This is a genomic window from Bradyrhizobium paxllaeri (assembly GCF_001693515.2).
Taxonomy (GTDB): Bacteria; Pseudomonadota; Alphaproteobacteria; order Rhizobiales; family Xanthobacteraceae; genus Bradyrhizobium; species Bradyrhizobium paxllaeri.
Genome location: NZ_CP042968.1, coordinates 8,318,879 through 8,337,255 on the forward strand (window position 1 = coordinate 8,318,879; position 18,377 = coordinate 8,337,255).

General features: G+C 55.8%; 9 protein-coding genes and 1 tRNA gene. 2 read left to right on the plus strand and 8 right to left on the minus strand.

Annotated elements, in window-relative coordinates; genetic code table 11:
• The first annotated feature begins 1,096 nt into the window (after window positions 1–1,096).
• Window positions 1,097–2,923: a membrane dipeptidase gene (locus LMTR21_RS39620; RefSeq protein WP_084030706.1), complete on the plus strand. Its 1,827-nt coding sequence runs from the start codon at window positions 1,097–1,099 to the stop codon at window positions 2,921–2,923.
• 982 nt (window positions 2,924–3,905) lie between these two features.
• Here LMTR21_RS39620 and LMTR21_RS39625 read toward each other — a convergent pair.
• The 7 genes from LMTR21_RS39625 to LMTR21_RS39655 form a co-directional block, all read right to left on the minus strand.
• Window positions 3,906–6,137, minus strand: coding sequence for a VapE domain-containing protein (locus LMTR21_RS39625; protein ID WP_065754083.1), 2,232 nt, complete (start codon window positions 6,135–6,137; stop codon window positions 3,906–3,908).
• Entirely contained in the window at window positions 6,134–6,391 is a 258-nt protein-coding gene (locus LMTR21_RS39630; RefSeq protein WP_065754084.1) for a helix-turn-helix transcriptional regulator, read from the minus strand. Before LMTR21_RS39630 ends, LMTR21_RS39625 begins: the two co-directional genes overlap by 4 nt.
• Before the next feature lie 1,041 nt (window positions 6,392–7,432).
• Complete coding sequence (locus LMTR21_RS39635; protein WP_065754085.1) at window positions 7,433–9,748, minus strand: AIPR family protein; 2,316 nt, start codon at window positions 9,746–9,748, stop codon at window positions 7,433–7,435.
• Complete coding sequence (locus LMTR21_RS39640; RefSeq protein WP_065754086.1) at window positions 9,732–10,721, minus strand: PD-(D/E)XK motif protein; 990 nt, start codon at window positions 10,719–10,721, stop codon at window positions 9,732–9,734. Before LMTR21_RS39640 ends, LMTR21_RS39635 begins: the two co-directional genes overlap by 17 nt.
• Complete coding sequence (locus LMTR21_RS39645) at window positions 10,714–13,416, minus strand: Z1 domain-containing protein (protein ID WP_084030708.1); 2,703 nt, start codon at window positions 13,414–13,416, stop codon at window positions 10,714–10,716. The genes LMTR21_RS39640 and LMTR21_RS39645 overlap by 8 nt, the downstream gene beginning before the upstream one ends.
• On the minus strand, window positions 13,403–14,884 hold the full coding sequence (locus LMTR21_RS39650) for an ATP-binding protein (RefSeq protein WP_065754087.1): 1,482 nt from the start codon (window positions 14,882–14,884) through the stop codon (window positions 13,403–13,405). Before LMTR21_RS39650 ends, LMTR21_RS39645 begins: the two co-directional genes overlap by 14 nt.
• A gap of 667 nt (window positions 14,885–15,551) precedes the next feature.
• Entirely contained in the window at window positions 15,552–17,195 is a 1,644-nt protein-coding gene (locus tag LMTR21_RS39655; protein ID WP_065754088.1) for a DNA cytosine methyltransferase, read from the minus strand.
• Window positions 17,196–17,304: 109 nt separating this feature from the next.
• On the opposite strand from LMTR21_RS39655, the gene LMTR21_RS39660 reads away from it, so the two are divergent.
• Complete coding sequence (locus LMTR21_RS39660; protein WP_347339187.1) at window positions 17,305–17,724, plus strand: very short patch repair endonuclease; 420 nt, start codon at window positions 17,305–17,307, stop codon at window positions 17,722–17,724.
• 169 nt (window positions 17,725–17,893) lie between these two features.
• On the opposite strand, the gene LMTR21_RS39665 is transcribed toward LMTR21_RS39660, so the two are convergent.
• Window positions 17,894–17,968, minus strand: a tRNA-Gly gene (locus tag LMTR21_RS39665).
• Window positions 17,969–18,377 lie beyond the last annotated feature (409 nt).

Here is an 18,377-nt window from a genome sequence, read left to right on the forward strand (position 1 = left end):
CAACTTGGAACGCGCCAGGCCACCACCAGTTCAACGTCGAGGACGCGCAGGCCCAGGCTGCCTCGCCCGGACCTAAGTTTTGGAAGGTCAGGGCCTAGCGCGTTGTCGAAATAGTTTGTGGCGCTCTGTGTACCACTCACGTGTTGGCCGGGGCGGCGGAGAGTATGCATCGCTCAACGCCCTGCAAGTACTCACCTTTCATAGCTCTCAAGAAAGCTGCCTAATGGATCGGGCAGGTTCGGCCTCCGGAAAGTCATTTTACCCGGAGGCCTATGGCTGCTATTATTGCACGTGTCAGGCGTTCCACCCGAATGTTGGCCGAGTTATATAGCCGCATTTTTTCAGAGCGACCTGCTGCGCACTCAAAATTCTGACCCCAATGTGGGTGTAGGACCCAGTGCCCCGATTTCTACTGCCCGCGGGAGAAGCGGCTGTGAGGAATCTTTCAAGTGCATTGTTTCTCGGCGCTACCATTTGCTTAATACTGCTTGGAGGTAGCCGAGCAGCGCCAGCGGCGCAGCTATGGGTGTCCTGTAAGCCGGTGGAGGCCGCTGCCTTTCCGGAACGCATACATGTAAAGTGCGAAACTCCGATCGACGACAGGTTCTGGTACTTCGCCGCGTCAACAAAAGATCCGCGAGTTGCCGCGCGGGCGCTTAGCGTTATCGAAGCTGCGCAGGTCGGCGAGAAGCTGGTGCATATACTTTTCGATCCGACCGACCAGTCGGGCACGACGTTTGGCTGTTTGGCGGCGGACTGCAGACAGTTGCTCGCGGTGGTGATGGCGGAAACGCCGCTAGAGCCTCCAAGCCGCTGCACGTTTGATAACGACCGACGCGGCTGCCCTGGCTATTGCAGCAGACACGACGATCAGAGTTGTCCGGGGTATTGCGCGCGGCATCCCGACGATCGGGGTTGTCCAGATTATTGTGCGCGGAACGCTGAGGACCGGACTTGTCCGGACTTCTGTAGGCGGCATCCGCGCGATCCGGACTGCCCCCGAGAGGATCCATGTGACCGCAATCCGCATCTGCCGCAATGCCGGCGTTGAAACGTGGAGCGCTAGGAACGGCATGCACCGCAATGGCGACAAACGATGAGCAGCCGGCACGGGACTCGACCGATCAACCGCAAGGTGAGCGTCAGGCGGAGGTTCGTATGGTCCGTCGCCAGCACATTAGTGATGCTGTCCGCTGCGCTTTGCTTTCTATCTGCTGCCGACGTGCCGCGAGCATGCGCGCAGCCCAGTCGAATCGTTGGCTATGCCGATCTCCACACCCATCAGTTCGCGAACGAAGGTTTCGGTCGACGCCATTTTGTCGGACGCGCTTTTGGGCCGCTTAATACCGCGCTGTCTTGGTGCTCTGCCGATCATGGTCCTGGCGGCGTGTTCGATCTCGCTACGCTCGCTCTCCGGCCGCTCTATGGTGGCGCGGCCGGCCCCGGGCATAAAGTCGGAGGCTATCCCGAGTTCGATGGCTGGCCCCGCTGGGACAGCGTGACCCATCAGGCGATGCATGAGGAATGGCTCCGGCGCGCGATGGATGGTGGGCTCCGCCTCATCGTGGTTCTGGCAGTAAACAACGAGTGGATGTGCTCAACGCTTGAGGCAATCACACCACTAGATCAGGCCGAGCTCATCGCCAACCCGAAAGCTGGATTTTATCTTCTGGCGGCCAAGGTAGCGCAGGGCGCACTGTTCACGCCGGATGTCTGCCGCGATATGCCTGCGGTCGATCGTCAGCTCAACGAGGCGCGGCAGATGGAGGCATATATCGATCAACGGGCCGGCGGGCCCGGAAAAGGATGGTACCGAATCGTCGGTAGTCCAGCAGAGGCTAGGCAAGTCATTGCCGACGGTAAACTTGCAGTGGTCCTAGGGGTCGAAGTCGACAGCCTTTTCGGCTGCGAGAAGAACCGCCGCCAATGCACTGAAAGCTTTGTCGCCGCACAACTCGCTCAGTACTATGATCGCGGCGTACGCCATGTCTTCCCGATCCATTTCTACGACAACGCCTTCGGTGGGTCCGCCAGCTCGAATCTCCTGATCACGAAACGGTGGAGCAATCCGATCCAGACAAGAGACTGCCGGTCTCTTGGCTATAGCTACGATAATGGGCGCTGCAATGCGACAGGACTCACGGATTTGGGAAAGTTCTTTATTCGCGAGTTGGCCCGCCGGGGCATGATCATTGACGTTGATCACATGTCGGAACTGTCATTCAACGATACAATGGATATCTTAGAGCCGATGCGTTACCCGGTCGTATCCGGGCACACCGGCTTTACTGCAATATCTCTGGGGGACAAGAACAGCGAGGGGAACAAGACACCTCGGGATCTTGAACGAATCCGGAAGGTCGGCGGCATGGTAGCGATCATCCCTCACCAGGGTGATTTGAACGAGATAAGCACATTCGGCCGGCCAAATGGGGCGCAGATTCCGCATTCCTGCGGCAATAGCTCGGAGACAGTCGTTCAAGCCTACCTTTATGCCGTGCACAGTTTGCCCGGCACTCCCGTAGGAATTGGGAGCGACTTCAATGGTTTTGCCGGCCTACCCGGGCCTCGCCTGGGAGACGAAGCCTGTCCCGGAGGCATTGCGGCCGCACTACGTAACCGCACAGGGCTCAGATATCCTTTCACAATTCGAGCAAAAGGCGTCGAGATCACCATGAATCGTTCGGTGGTTGGCAACATGACCCTCGATTTCAATACTGCCGGACTCGCTCACATTGGCATGCTGCCGGACATGATTGCTGACTTTCAGGTATTGGGTGTCACCCCGCGCGAGTTGGATCCGCTTTTCAAATCCGCCGAAGGCTATATCCGTCTTTGGGAGCAGGCGCTGGATCCTGAGAAGTGGCGCAGGCGGAAGAGAACTCCTGTCGGTACGACGATCCTGTTGATGGAGGACGAGTAGTCTAAATTCGTTCCGATGCTATTATGGGTTAAACAGAGGCTAAACGCGATATTGAGATCGTCAAACGCTACGCGATTGACGAGGATAACTTCATCGAGCTTACGAGGGAATCGCTAGAGAACATCACGCTCGGATCGACACGCACCGGTTCGTTAAGCGGAGGAAATCGATCTTCGCTCGTCCCCTAGCGCTCCCCCGCCGGAATGCTTTCGACCTTATTGCCTCAAAGTTCAATTATTTTGGCGTCGAGCCCAACCTTGAGAGGAGTGAGCTCTCGGGGCTGAAGGAGTACGAATAAATCTCGTCCTCATTCGGAGCGAGGTGGGCGAGATATCAACATGGCCATTTCCAGATGGTAGTTGATTTCGCAGACGAGCTTCGTGAGTACCTCTTTGTCCTTAATCAGGATCGGATCGCCTAGACACTTTAAGAGGCTCTTCGTCCGCAAGATCCCGGCGTACTTATGTTCCATCTTCTCGATATTCTGTTGATTTTCATACATCATCTTCGCATCTCCAGCGCGCGTCCCGCTACATACCTTGAAGCGCATCAACCTCCTTGGGGGCTTATTCCTGAGGCAGCCCGTGCACCCGTTTGCCTATCGCGAATTACGAGCGAAGGGACTTCGGCTAGGTCTGCTGCACCACGCGCGCACGTAGCACTCAAAATGATAAGCGCTACAGGGCAAAGCCAGCCCCCGAGTAGAGTAATTACGCTCAGTTCTTTGGGTATATGGCCGAAGGAAAAGCTAACGGGCATGGTTGTACGAACGGTCTACTTTTTTCTAAGCCCTGCAACTCACACTCGAATTGGTCAGGTTGACTGAGTAAGAAAGCGCCAAAAGCGGGGCGTTCCCCGTTCCTCCCTGAACTATCAAACTACCTCAACATCAATCGTTCTCGCACCTCAAACGGATAACGTAGAGCAACGCATGGGAGGAACGGGGGGCACTCTGCCACGCCTGGTGATCACCCCCCTGCGATTAAAACGGCGCTTCGGCTTCCCCTGGGTATCTAAAAGACCGAAAGTCGCCGCCTTGAGTCAGAACAAGCTTTTTCCGGGGAGCGCCGCCCTTAACGTAACACCATTCGACACCCGTTCCATATCGCGCCTTCTCTCGCTTCCAGCCGAGCTGCTTCATCACCGCGCCAAGCCGTTTTGCATGCGTTCCGTTTCGCTGGCCTGCCGGAACGTCAATCAGGTCCCAGAGGTCGTACGATCGAACCTCTCCCCGCCTGTCGCCGAGCGCTCTGCTGATAATTTCTCGGTAGGGGTCTTCGATCCGGCGTGAATCCTGTTCGACTTGCGCCGCTTCGTATAGCGCTGGGTCCAGTCGGATACGCGCTCCTTCAGCTTCTCGAGCCGCGGCTTCCGCCCAAAGTTGATCTCGATCACGTCGCAGTAAATCTAAGTCAAAGCGATCAATCTTAACTGGCCAGAACCTGCGATTGGAGACGTCGGTAAGATAGCTGTCCTCGTTAGTTGTTCCGACGATTACGCACTGCCTGGGTGCTCGTGTGGCGCGTTTTGCATACGCCAGCCGAGCTGTATCGTTTTGTCTGGACAAGAAGGCTTTGAGGTGCTGCAAATCGCCTTTACCCATGCCATGCAACTCACCCGCTTCGACGATCCACCGGCCTGCAAGCTGCTCAATCGCAACCTTGCTGTTTGCGTCCAAGGGAAGGTCATCCGTGAACCAATCGCTGTTCACGGCAAGTAGTTCCAAGGCAGAGGACTTGTCGGCGCCCTGGCCGCTTTCGAGCACCAGCATCTCGTCGAACTTGCACCCGGGGTTTCGTACTCGCCGAACCGCAGCAATAAGAACGATAGAGCCGACTGCGCGCGTAAAGTCGTCGCTTTTCGCTCCAGCGTAAGTCGTGAGCCATCCGTCGAGCCGCTCTTTCCTATCCCATACAAGGGAGTCCAGGTAATCTCTAACGGGATGAAAGGTTGATTGAACCGCGAGATCGTCAAGGACCGTGTCGAAGTACGTCTTTGCAGGCCGGAAGTTAAATTTTTCTTCTAGCGTAAGCCAAAGCCTGTTTAGTGCCTGCTCATCGAGCAGCGGTCCGTGTCCGGGCAACCCCTCAATCAAACACTCACCTCGAAATACGTCGTAGCGAACACTTACACCGAGCTTATCCAGAGCGATGCGTATATTCGCTAGATTTTTGACAGGTTGACCTTCGTGCAACTCGAACTCCGCTTCAGCCGCTGCTACGGCTTTGTGAGCACTTTTGATTTGTCGTAAGGCGTATTTTTTTGGGTCGGGTTGTTCCAGAACACTTTCGGCGATGCCGAACCTTTCGTTAAGCAATATCCATGCGATCACCCCCGTGGGTACGCGGTGTCTGACAAGCTGACGGACACAGTAGAACAACCATCCAGAGCGGCTGTTATCGCCCTTTTTTGGCTGGTCAGAGTCCTTCCCTTCACGAATGACGCGTATGAGCCGCGCCGGAACGGCCCATTTTGTCAGATCTTCGATATTCGCTAGCGATTCAAGCTGCACTTCCAAAGAAAGCGACACAGCCGACAAAGCACTCTTGAGAGGTGCCTGTTGAAAACTAGCTAGAGGATATACGTTTTTCGGCTCGAAGCGAAACAGCTGCGCGAGCTCAGGCTTGCGACCTTTTTTCGTCTTCCGCGCGTCCGGCACGTTGATGGTGCCGGCCACCCGCATAATGCGGTCGATGTTGTGGCAGTTGTCCGCGCCAAACGCGTATTCAAGCCGTTGGTTATATCGTTTGGCTTCTTCTGCGAGCTCCAGATCGCCGCCTATGGGAATCGGCATGTCTAATTTCCAGAAGGCCTGATAGCCTCCGCCGGAAAACACTATGGCGGTAGGAGCCGGCACCCCGGGAGGGAGGTTGGTTGTCAGTAAAGCTTCAATGCGCTCTCGCTCAACTTCCAGGGTCTCATTTGCACGAGGATCAATATCAACGTGGAGGTAGACAACCTCCCTAATGTCCGTCCGCTCAGCCTTCTTAGAGAGCTCGCGTAGCGGCGGATTGACACTGAAGTAGATATTTCGCTCTCCGTTGCGGGATTTCAGCCAGTCGAGGCATGCTCCCTCGTTCTTGGGCGAGAACGTCCGAGTCTGAATTCCTGGAGGATCTACTCTTATGGCCGTCAGTAACCATGGTCCATCAGGATACAATTTCCTGAGAAAATCGAGCGCAGCAAGGTTGTCCGGTGAAGGTAGCTCGGTCATGGTGCCACCTTGATGTCACTGCGTGCAGCAACGGCATTCCGCGCACGCCACTTGCGCCACTCAGCACCGCGAGAACCCGCCTCGATTTGCGATTTCATCCAGGCTTCGACTTGAGACTCGATGAAGACCACCTTTTGAGGTCCGAGTGCAACGGTACGTGGAAACTCACCCTGCTTTATTCGCTCGTAAAGTTCTGTGCGGGACAAACAGACCCGGTCTAGAACGGACTTTACGCTGATAAATCGCTCAGTCATTCGCGCTACTCCACTAGTGATTTTACTAGGGAGGTCATTGCCACCGACGCCGCTTAGGTTCTCGGGGGCTTATTTGCTGGAAGTCGGGTTGAGCAAGCGCATAGATTTTTTAATCGCAACTCGGTTTTGAATTGCAAGACCCGGACGACCTGCGAGCAAAGACGCGCACCCTAGCGTTGCTAGGGTGCCGGATCGTTCGATTTGTGGGAAGGATAGGGAGACCACCGGTTCGGGCGATTTCCCTGTAAAAGCACCTGCTCTTAGTCTCGGCGCCGCCGCATAGGGATCAGGCGCAGTCGGCGAGCACACCTAAGACGAACGAAAGAGCCTGGCTTAATCTGGACCATCCTGCGCCGGTCAAACGAGCGGATGTATGAAGTGATCTCGACGTGCTTCTGGTCTACCATGTGCAATTCTCCGATTAGCCTGGACGGGTTGTCCTAGGCGTCGGAGCGTTGCTATCAAACGCAAAAACTGCTTGCTCGGGGGCTTATTCATTTTGAATAGCTTGAGTGATCCTTTCTATTTGGGATCAAGCATTGTGGCTGTTTTGAAGCGAAGGGAGCTTAACCTGCGCAGGGTGACGCTCTGAGACGAAATGTCTTGCAGAACGGCACCGTTGCTTCGGATTCGCTACAATGGGGGAGCTGCGGGGTAAGCAGAATTGTTTGACTTCGCGAGCGCGAACACCGGTGTTAAGGTTAAAGTCGAAGCGACAAGCGCCTTTAAGCAGCTAGCATTAACTGATCATGCACGCGGACGGGGAGCCGGCAAGGCCGGGGTGGCGCGGATAACGGCAACCTCCTATCCGAGAAGTCGCAGCATGCAGCCGCGGTCGATTCCACTTCGAACAGCGTACATTATGGCCAGCTCCGCGTTCGTCTGCTTTGGAGCCTAAGGGGAAGTCGCCCCAGCCACGCGGCTCGACCGCAGATGGACTATAACGCGCGATACGCGAGCACATCAGGATGAGCTAACTTAGCGCAGAGGCCGTAGCTAACGTCGTGAAGGGGGTGCCGTAGGATCTCAATTTTCCTGCGATCAACCCCGGCGCCGAATCTCCGAACCGTCGCTCTCCAGCCTATCCTCTCGGATCAGCCCATTGATCAGTGACTTGGCTGCGTCCTCGATATAGGGCCCAGTTCGGCGAAAGCCCAGCCACCGAGCGAACATGCGGATGCTTTCAGATCTTTCCGTCCAGCTTCTTCCCTGCATTGAGGCCAGAAACTGGTCCTTCAAGAACTCCCGGTCGTAGTCGGCGATAGTGCGTGCACCGATCGCGATCTGTTCGCCATTGCTCTCCAGGATCCCACGCCGAACACCGGTACGAATGACGTTGGTCATCTCCTCCCTGACTCGGGAGCCAGTACGCTCGTATCCGGACAGCCTAGCGAGGTCTAATATCAAATTGTCCCGATCTCTCGCGCCTCCCTCCATGAGCTGGCGAAGACTCAGAATCAGATCATCACGGTCGCCATTAGCCGCGGAGATTCGCGAGGCGCGCGTCTCGATGGCCGGGGTCGTCTCAGCACCTGACGATCCTCCAGCACGTCTGACTTCTGGACCAAGCTGCTGGGGAACGATGAAGTGCGCGCTCTGAACGGCGTTCCAGCACGCCTCCTGCTTGCAATATTCGCCTATGTTCTTAACGTTGGGGGGCGTGTCCTTGATCGTTCTTGCCACCTGTCGAGCAACCTCAAGCAGACCCTGACTGAGCTCTTCCGATATGGCCTGGGTGCTCCAGATCATTTCAAGCGAAATCTCCGACTTGCGAGTGCGCGCGAGGTAGGAAACGAGCCAAGCTATCGAGTATGTAACGATCTGTGCCTTGAAACCCCGGTCTGACCTGTACCAGTCCGAGGTCGCCACCGTCCGATCTGTCCAACGAAAAATGAGCGCCCGTGCCGCGGCTCTCTTGAACCACTCGTCATCGAATGACGCCTCATTCTCCTGCCATTTCTTTCCGATATGTTCGGCGAACTCGATGAAGCACTTCTGCTCGCCGAGGCTGACCACATTCGGTTGACACTGGAAGGTCAACTCGAACTTGCCAAGTTCGGTTTTTTCGATCCTCTGATCTTTTGGATACTCGTGCTCGAACTTGGTTCGTGCACCAAGCGTTCCGTAAGCGAGCTGGTCATTGTACTGCCCGCGCGCACGTTCATAGAACCACTTCGAACCAGAAAGGAACCCTGGCTTCGGCGGTGCCATGAGCCGTCGTGATATCTGCTCGAGTTTTAGATGGAATGGATGACTTGAGAAGAAATCAGCCTCGTTGATCTTGTTCTGCGTGTTCGCATACCGCGAAATCTTTGGCACCATTTCCTCCAGGTATTCGGCCGCCACGACCGAAAGCTTCATCGGCACCCAGATATGCTGGAGGTCCGCGCCCGACCTGTCCTTCGCGTAGAGTATCGACGCTGTTGTCTGCCCGCCGTTGACGATCTGCAGGTTTTTTATTGATTGAATTGCGAGCGATCCATCGTCCAGCCTGCCTGTTTCAAGACTGGACGCGGTAGCCGTAATTCCGTTGTTGTACGCAAAGAATCTCTTGGGGTTGGAGGCAATGGTATCAATGATTCCGCGATTTACCTTTGTCTTTGCCTGGAGAAACGTTCGCACATTCTGCTCAAGCAGACGCGGACCGTAAAGGCTGTATATCTTCGCCAGCAGTGGCCCGGGCATGGCAACCAAGAACGCAGAATAGTCACCGGCGTCGGTATGCGCCTTGAGGCACGGAAGCGCTGAACCGTTGAGTTCGGTTAGATCTATTTCGATTGGCTCGATCTGCCCCTTGGACTTTTTGATGCCGTCGTAACGAGCGAGATCAAGTACACTGAACACGGCCGGATGTCCGATGATCTCCCCCGTCGCCTCGGGAGGTCGCCGGGTCGCCAGCCGCGCATTGGAGAAGATCACGATACGAATGCGCCTGATCGCGAGGTAGTTCGAGTAGACAGGATAGGCAGCCTCGAATGCGGGGCTGGTCTCCTCAAGTTCCTGAATGAACTCCGCCTTGATTGCTCGCTCGAGAAAGGACCTCGCCCGCTGTATTAATGCCTCGATTTGGCCGGCATTTAGCGACTCGACTTCCGCGCTGCTTCTGAGATCGCAGACTGCAAGATAGAGTTCACCGGTCTCGGTCTCGAGCGAATAACCATCTACTTGATAGCCGCCCCGACCCTCCTTCTTTGCCGGCGAGTAGGTCAGGTCGGTGCATTCACCTGTAAGGGTTGCAACGCGCGCATATAGATTGAAGAACGCCTCCGGCTGCGGACACGCTGACGAGTCTGCCTCCAGAAAGAGGTCTTCCCAGAATTCCTTGTGTGCGACCGCAATATCAGATTCGTTTACCAACTATCTGCTCCATGGCCTTGTCGAGATCTGTCTCGAAGGGCAGGCATGCCTCCACCCTTATCTGGTAGGCAACCCGTTCAATTCCCTGCGCGAGAGTTGCTGGCGTGATCTTTGGAAATCCATCTTCCACCGAGAAGAGCCTGCGAGATGCGAGCACCCAGTGTGTCTCATCATACTCCGAGCGTCTCGTGTAATCTGCTTTCAGCAGTCCAAGCTGAAACTCCAACCCGGGCGGGGACTCGACAGGGCCCAGCAGTGCAGCTATTTCATCCACGATATGATTCAGGCTCCGGGAGCTTGAATTGCCCGCTGTCGATGCCCCGAGCGTCTGATGGCAAAGCAGTATATTTCCCGACGAGGTGTCGAGCTGCGCCTCGGAACTGATGAAGATCCGCTGATCGGAAGTGCTAAGTTGCGTCTTTACCTCGATGATCCAGCTGCCGACCACAAAATCCTGCTCATCCCTGAATGAACCCCTCCAAGAACTCGGCGCATCGAGACCTAATACGGGCACAAGGCAGTCCCTCAGAAACAGCAGCTCGCCGAACAAGCCGACCATTTCCGGAGTCGACAAAATCTTCTCATACCTGCGCTTCAGAAGCCCCTGCCATTCGTAAAGCCGTGCGAGGACAACGAGCAAGCCGGTCCCATTGTCCCCGCGCGGCAGCTTCGCGGTCGCAGAAAGAAGATCATGACAAAGGGCACGAAATATCTCGAGAGACTTCGGATCGAGGAGGGTCAGCGTCAGCCGGCAGTTTCCTGCCTCGTCGAATAACGCAGCTACGTCGATCCCAGCAAGCTTCGGCGGAGCTGGTAGCTGCGCCGTGTCGCAGGCTCCCTCGAGAACAAAGATATAGCGCCCGTGGAAATCCTTGCCTCGTCGGAAATCGAGTGGATAGCGGACTTCCACACGGCGAACATTGTTGAGGCCTGGATGCGAACTCGCGGGTATTTCACTCCACTGATCAGGCATCTCCCGCCGCCTCCAAAATTGGCTCGTCATCGTCCTCTTGGTCAGCGAAGAGATCTAGCATCTGCTTCTGATAGACTTTATTGACCTGATAGATTCTGCTCTTGGCTGCAACCGCGGTAGGCGGAAAGCACAAGCTGAGCGAAACAATGGGATCCTTGATCTTGAGCTTCTGCTGTCCGTTGTTCTTGAATATGTGTACCAAAAGCATGGGCTGCGTCCGCTGTGCGCAGAATGCGCGATCACCCCTTAGGCCGTCCTCCTTCTTCTTTTCGGCCAGTCCAGCCTCCACTTGCTGCTCCGACAGGCCTAGCTGTGCATCGTTCGGATCGGCAACTCGATGCTTCGAACCCGTTATTCGATAGGCTCCGCCATTGACGTCGCCCGATTCTCTTTCCCGGAGTTGAAAGGAGTGGCCATCAATCACTGGCTGCACACCATCACCCGCTGGATGCGGAATGCAGACATCCCATGTCTTCAGGTCGGCCGTCAGTCGATCAGAGATGTAGTCCTGCACCAAGCTTGCATCCTGCGATATGCGACCGAGGTCGGGGTGCGCTTCCGAAAAGCGAAACGCCTTCAGTAAGGCAACGATCTCATTACCATCAACCCCGGACCAGAAAAGCGCTCTGTCACGGTGATTCGATTTGCAGCCCGCCGACTCGACCTTGGCAACCAACGCCTTAACGGCGCCAAGATTCTTCAGATTCACATCGTCGTCATTCACTAACGAATGACCTTCGATATGCCTGCTCGAATAATCCTGCGCGAGGGTCAGCGCGGAAGCGCTGCGCATCTTGTTCGCAGCAGTTATGCGAATGGCGGTCGGACTTTCGCGAACGCGCAGACCAAACTCCCTTGGCGTCATACCGGCAATCTGCATCCGGCGAACTTCCGAGCGCAACTCTTCGATTGCCTCATGTATCTCGACATAGTGATCAAGCGATTCCTTGGGAAGAAAGACTCGGCACAGGTCCTCGTAGTTGGGTCGATAGCCAAACCATCGCGCCATCTGCATGAGGGTATCCGATGCGGCCGTGTTACGTAGTATGTAGGAAACAACCAGCCCCTCAAGAGTCAGGCCGCGTGACAGGGCCAGCCCACCGATGGCAATGACATGCAGGCCACTTGCCTTGTTCTGTTGATAGTCGAGCTTTCCACCCTTCATGTTGACGGTGATTGGCTTGATCGTTGAAACAGCCTCGGTCGCAACGCGAATGACCTCTCCAAAGCCGAACCCGCACGCTGCATACTCCCTGAGAAAGTCGACTTCCATGTCCTTGATGTTCTGATCGGCGATCTGACTTGGCTTCAGACCGCCATTCACCGCGATCGAGTTTTTGAGTTTCTGCAGGTAATCGTAGACAAGCCCCAGAACCTTTTCCTGCACGTCGTTGAAGCGGCTGATGTTGATCATCATGGAGCAGTGTTTCTTGCCATCACCCCTCAGAATCCTGATTGCCCTCGCCAGGACGAAGAGTCGAATGGCAACATACAGGGTAGGCGGAAGCACAGTGATTGGTATGTCGCGGTCATGCTTGAGCGGCACGATCTCCCGGAAGTCCTTCTCCTCAACGACAACCACATGGCGGCTCCTCAAGTCACCCGACTCGGAAAATACCCTTGCCGCGCCTACATATGCTGAGGGAGGATCCAGCTCCTTGATGAAATTTCTTGGAAACAAATCGTCTGATAGCATTTCCTGATTGCTGTCCGGATCAATGAAGATGTTCGCAAACGGCGTCGCCGTATAGCCGACATACGACGAGCGCGAGAAAAGATTGAGAATTTCCCGGATGGCACCATTGATGGATGTCGTCGCCTTCGGGTTCTTCTGTGTGTTGATGGAGGCATTGTCTGCTTCGTCATCGATGAGAAGCAGGGGAAAATCGATCTTTTGACTGTGGCTCTGCTCTTTGAGCCAGTTCTGCAGGCTTTCAAGCGGCGCCTTGTTTTTCTTCGTTATGAATATGATCGGTTCATTGTGGGCAGCGAGATTGAAAAAGACCCCGGCCGCATCCCTTGTAAAATCGCGGTCACGCGAGGTTCCATATGCCGGGAATCTCCTCGTGCTTGCGTAATTGATGATGGGAAGCGCTTCCTGCGCAGTCGCATGAAAGATGGACTTTCTGCCGATGAACGTTTCGTCAAGCCGCTCCTGCGTCTGCGACCTCAGGGAGTTTGTGATGCCGGCAAGAAGGATGATGACCTTGTACCCGGCATCGGCGCCCTTGCAGATCAAGGCTGAATAGTTCGTCGTCTTTCCCGACTGAACGTGTCCGATTACCATGCCTCGGCGCGACCAGCTTCCCGCATCAGAGGGGTCGCCGAGATAATCCAAGATTTCGTCGGTGACGGTATCGAGCGTCGCGACGACTTGCGGAGGGAGAGAGCCCCCTTCAAGGTAGAAGCGTCGCAGACGGTTCCAGTAATAGAAATCGATTGCCGACCGACGGTTCTCGAGCCAAGGCTTGAAGTCGCTGGTGACTGCCGAACCCTTCTTCTGCGTATGCGTAAAGAGGCTTTCCAGTTCTCGGATGGCTTCCTCGCGTTCTTCGGGAGAAAGCTTGAATGGGCTATCCTCGACTACAGATCGGATTGCGCCATCTGGTATGGGCAGCGATTCATTCACTTCCTGGGAAAACGAACGCCCGATCTGGATGCGAAAGTACGCCAGCTCGCTGTCAAGATTCCGCATCGGTCCAACCCTTCTGCTTCAGTATTTCCGCCACTGCTTTCCAATTTCTCGAGAACGGCTCGGCCGTCTTCATCACCTTGGCCAAGCGAGAGAAATCGCCGTCTGCCTCATGCAGCATCAGGGGAATGGCCGCCTCGACCTGTCTCCGGAACTCGTGAGGATCAGTGACTGTCTGATGAATTTCCTGCATGCGTTTGGAGGCGTCGTCGCCGAATGAGATCACGGGGAAGCTCTGCTCGATCACGTCAAGCACCGCGACTGCTGCACTTCTCGTATTCTCGTGGTCAATCGCTAGAAGCGCGGCAATGAGAGGGTGTTCGCGGTTAATGGAGTAGTGAATCTCACCGCTCTTTGCGTGACGAGACCAGACCGTAGCCTCGGCGTTAGGACCGTCTATGTTTCCGCCCTTCGAGCGGTAAACGCGCGCTGACCGCTTCTTCAAGCCATCGACAATCTGCTTCAGGCGATACCTCAGTATCGCTGGCAGCTGGGCATCGGTCTTGTCGATCGTGATCTTCCAGACTTCGTCAAGCGAGTTCGGGATATCCACCTTGATACGAATCAGTTGGGATAGCTCTCCGAATTTTGCCAGCCGAAACCATTCCCCGCTGATGATCAGCCTGTAGTTCCTGTAGACGTAGAAGCCTTGGTTTCGCAGGAACCCTTCTATGCCCGCGAGTCGTTCGTATGCGGAAAGCGTGATCTTGGAGTAGTGGGGGAGCACATAGGGCTGAATTACGATCGTGCCCCTGCCGACCTTAAGCACCTCGCGCTCAAGCTCCTGCGTCGCATCGTGCTTCGCGTGGAATGGATCGAAGCCCTCGATTTCTTGGCCATTGAAGAAGATTTTTAAAGTTTTGCGCTTGGGCACATCGCCAGCTAGATATCGATGATAGATGAGCGCAATCTTGTCCCTCGCATGCACAATTCGATCGTTGAAATCCTCTTCCTTGATTGCCCCGTCATCCGAAAGCCTGTCGCAATCTGACCAGCGTATTTCGGTCCCCGCGTGCTGACGAAGTTCAGGGGTAGCGATCTCAGCTAACTCTTGGGCTGAAAAGACCCCCATCGACCAGTCGCGAACGTTGTCGAGGTCCCACTCGGCTCCAGACAGCACCCCATCCTTGTTGGTGATGACAGTCAGCCGCTTGCATTGCGAGAACGATGCGGATTTCAGTCCCCAGCCAAATCGGCCCAGGTCATCCGGTGATCGCTCGGCGAGAGGATTGGTACTTGCCGGCTTCATTGCGGCATGGAGTTCCTTCCGGGTCATGCCGTAGCCGTCATCAAGAACAGTTACTTTGGGATCTCCAACGTTGAACAGGCAGGTAATCCATATATTCCGCGCCTGAGCCTTGATGCTGTTATCGATGAGATCGGCTAGAGCCCCCGGCAGATCATAGTTGCCGAAGCTACGCGCGGACGTCATCAGCGATACCGCGTCCGGCTCGTTTCGAGTAAACTCCATGGCCCCTTCGCGAACTCTAATAGGTGCTCGTCAAAGTTGCAGTTGAGCGCAAATCGGACGGGGAGTCTATGCCTTTGGCCCCGGCGTGGACCAAGCGGGTTGTGGTGCCTGTAATCGCGTCTCGGACGGCCCGCGGCAAGGGTGTTGCTCTGGACCTGCGAAGCGAGCACGCCGACTTGATATCCGAGTCTGTTCGCATGATCCCAGTCACGAGACCCGTGTATAGTGCCTGAGGAAGCAGTCGCCCGCAGCGCGGGCGTCGAGTCGGGGAATGCACAGCACGCCGAGGCCAATTATCCGGCCGGAAATATCGCTGTTGGCGCACGCGGCGCACAGCCGAGATGAATTTCACAATGACCCCTGACCTTGATGTTGATGCTCGAGAGGTCTTTCGCCTCACTTGGGTCCAAGCATGCCGCGCAACGATCGCTCAACCAAAACCAGTTCGGCTTCTGTTACCGCTCGCCACCGGGCCGCTGAGCGCAAGGCATTAGGACCAATCTTGCATTGCTGTCTTGTTGGTTCACGCCAAAGATTTGCGTTTTGAAGCCAAGGGGATGACAGTCATGCGCTGACAAGCCCAGCGGGGGCTTGCGCTTCGGGTCGATACGAAAAAACGCTGCCAGCCAACACGCCGGCGCAAGGGAATGTGCGCGTGGTGAAGCGGTCACCCGAAGCTGACTTTCGTCTCGTTCCGTACTACGATCGTCTCCGTCGTCTCAACGGGACGGTTGCGAAATTTTCTTTGCTTGGCTCGTTTCTCGGAAGTCGCACACAATATTCTATGAAGGTGCAACGCTATCTTGTGAGCTAGGAATGGTGGCACGGCATTTCCGACTTGTACGAACTGCTGTGTCCGGTTGCCCTTAAAGAAGTAGTTGTCTGGGAATGTCTGCAGACGCGCGGCCTCTCTGACGGTGAGACTGCGGCACTGCGCGGCATCGGGATGTATGAAATAGTGCCCGTCTTTTGAGATGTGACTCGTAATTGTCGTGGCAGGAGCATTCCAGATCTGAACCCTGAAGCGGTCCGCGAACTTGCCAGATCTCCAGTTGCGGTGATTTGGTGCGAGCTCGCGCGGGAAGCTGTCGGCTTTTGGTGATACGCCCGCGATTCGGCTGTAAAGCGCGGCGAACAAGTAGCGACGCAGGTCCGCTGCCATGTGTCCGCGTGTTTCATTGTTGGGAAAGAGCCTGAGTCGCGCGTCCACCAGCCAACATCTCAGATCGTTCGGACATGATGAAGGTACCTCGACGTAGGATCCGCTGGAGCGCCGACTGATCCGTGAGGTCTTTGCAACAAGGCTGCCAGCAAGCGTGCGGAAGCTCCTTTGATCCTGTTCGGGCAGGCCTGTCTGCATTCTCGAAAAATTTCGGACTATCCGTGAGATTTCGGTCTGCCAAGCTTCGTCGCTGTCGTCCCTGTCGCTTAGTCCACTCCTGAGCTTCGGCATCCCTCTCAGCAAGTCCCGAACCTTGACTAGTGATTTGGACTTCGGGAGCAACCCAGCGACGATTTGGCTATCATCAAGCTCACCGGCGATATCGGCACGAATGCCAACAATGATGACGCGATGGCGGGACTGCGGAATCCCGTGATCTTCCGCACGAACCACGAAATCGTTTGCAGGTGGGTGTCCTAGATTGGTGAGGTTATTTTGCCTAGTCCGAGGCGCGAGCGGAACAAGTCTATATGAGCCGTCGCCAACTCTGGAAAGATCATCAAGTACTTGGTCAAAGACGCGCTCGCCATTAACTGACGACGAGAGCAGGCCCTTCACATTTTCCATGACGAAGGCAGCTGGCATTAGCTTTCGCAAGATCCTGATGTATTCCTTGTACAAGAAGTGCCGGTGATCCTTGCTCGGGTCATAGCCCTTCGTGCCTTTGTTCCGGGCTCTTCCAACGAGAGAATAGGCTTGGCAAGGTGGTCCACCGATCAGGATCACGTTGCCTCTGTGAGCCCGAACAATATGAGCAAGACGCTCGTCAATTTGTTCAATCCCACGGCTCGAGCCCAGCTCAAGCCTCATGGTCTCCTCGCACGCAGCTCTCCATGCGTCGGGAAACAACAGGTTCCAGTTCGGCTCGGGAATCTCCGCGCTGAGAAAACTGTAGTATTCAGCAGGTGGGTTACCATTAAACTGGCGGACAAAGCTTCGAAGCCGAAGCGTCTCGAACGCGGATTCATCCTTCTCTACCGAAAGCACTATCCGAAAGGGCCTTGAGCCGCCCTCGTTGCGAATGCTGGCGAATCCTTCTGCCAGCCCGCCCGGGCCTGCAAATAGGTCAACAATGCCGTATTCAGTCATCTGCTTGTCTCAGGGAGCCCGACTCGAACATTAGTTGAATACCTGGACACAGACTCTGGAAAAAGCCCGAATGGGAGACATCGTCGACAAAATAACGCGCTCTCGGATGATGGCTGGAATCCGAGGAAAGGACACAAAGCCTGAATTAAGCTTGAGACGTGCCCTTCATCGCCTAGGCCTACGGTACCGGCTCCATGTGCCGGGACTTCCTGGACGCCCCGATATCGTGCTCCCGCGGCATCGCGCCGCCATCCAAGTTCACGGTTGTTTTTGGCATCGGCACGAGGGTTGCACTTTCACTACGACTCCCTCGTCGAATGCCGACTTCTGGAAGACGAAATTTAGCCAGACCGTTGAGCGCGACCGGCGGAAAGTTGCGGCGCTCCAGCGCTTAGGTTGGAGGCTGGCAATAGTTTGGGAGTGTGCGCTCAAGGAGGAAGGAGCAGACGCTGTCGCCAGACAGATTGTTGATTGGCTTGTGTCTGACAGCTCATTCAATGAAATCGGCTCACGGACGCGCCAACCTTAGCTTCGCGAACGGGATCGCGCTTCGGCACAGGGATGGATACGGGCAGCCAATAATCAGGCGAGCCGCGAGGCTTCAACGCTAACCGCTCCCCCTGACACTCCCCCATCGGGAAAACAACAAGGCCGCCGATAGGCGGCCCCCGTGAAGTCGTTCTAATGCCAAGAAAATCTGGAGCGGGCGAAGGGGCTCGAACCCTCGACCCCGACCTTGGCAAGGTCGTGCTCTACCACTGAGCTACACCCGCATCCGAGATGGCGGCGATCGCTCGCCGTCAGCGGCAGACCTATGCCAAATGCGGACTGGGAATGCAACAGTCCGAACGCAATCTGATGACACTTGATTGGCCGATTTCATTAACAAACAGGCTCGAATCAACTCGAAACCACCCCGGTCGGCTCAACCGGGGTCAGGGGGTGCGATTCGGAGCCCGGACCGGTCGCTTTCCGCCCGCATGCGATGCTGGACCCAAGCGCCAACACGAGGGTTCCGATAGGTGCGGCCCGCGTCCCAAACGGGCAATCGACGCCGGCGCAAGCCTCAAGTCCCCATGACCAGACCACATAACGGGGCGCGAAGGTCTTTTGTCCCCAATCTCCGCTCGGACCGGGTGGCGGAGTACCCCTGCGACCAATTGAATTTTGTGGCCAAGCCGC

Bases quoted from the DNA above. Each gene is read 5' to 3' on its own strand.
- LMTR21_RS39660 (WP_347339187.1), top strand. From the start codon at position 17,305: ATGGCTGGAATCCGAGGAAAGGACACAAAGCCTGAATTAAGCTTGAGA.
- LMTR21_RS39655 (WP_065754088.1), bottom strand. From the start codon at position 17,195: ATGACTGAATACGGCATTGTTGACCTATTTGCAGGCCCGGGCGGGCTG.
- LMTR21_RS39625 (WP_065754083.1), bottom strand. From the start codon at position 6,137: ATGACCGAGCTACCTTCACCGGACAACCTTGCTGCGCTCGATTTTCTC.
- LMTR21_RS39645 (WP_084030708.1), bottom strand. From the start codon at position 13,416: ATGCGGAATCTTGACAGCGAGCTGGCGTACTTTCGCATCCAGATCGGG.
- LMTR21_RS39630 (WP_065754084.1), bottom strand. From the start codon at position 6,391: ATGACTGAGCGATTTATCAGCGTAAAGTCCGTTCTAGACCGGGTCTGT.
- LMTR21_RS39650 (WP_065754087.1), bottom strand. From the start codon at position 14,884: ATGGAGTTTACTCGAAACGAGCCGGACGCGGTATCGCTGATGACGTCC.
- LMTR21_RS39620 (WP_084030706.1), top strand. From the start codon at position 1,097: ATGAGCAGCCGGCACGGGACTCGACCGATCAACCGCAAGGTGAGCGTC.
- LMTR21_RS39640 (WP_065754086.1), bottom strand. From the start codon at position 10,721: ATGCCTGATCAGTGGAGTGAAATACCCGCGAGTTCGCATCCAGGCCTC.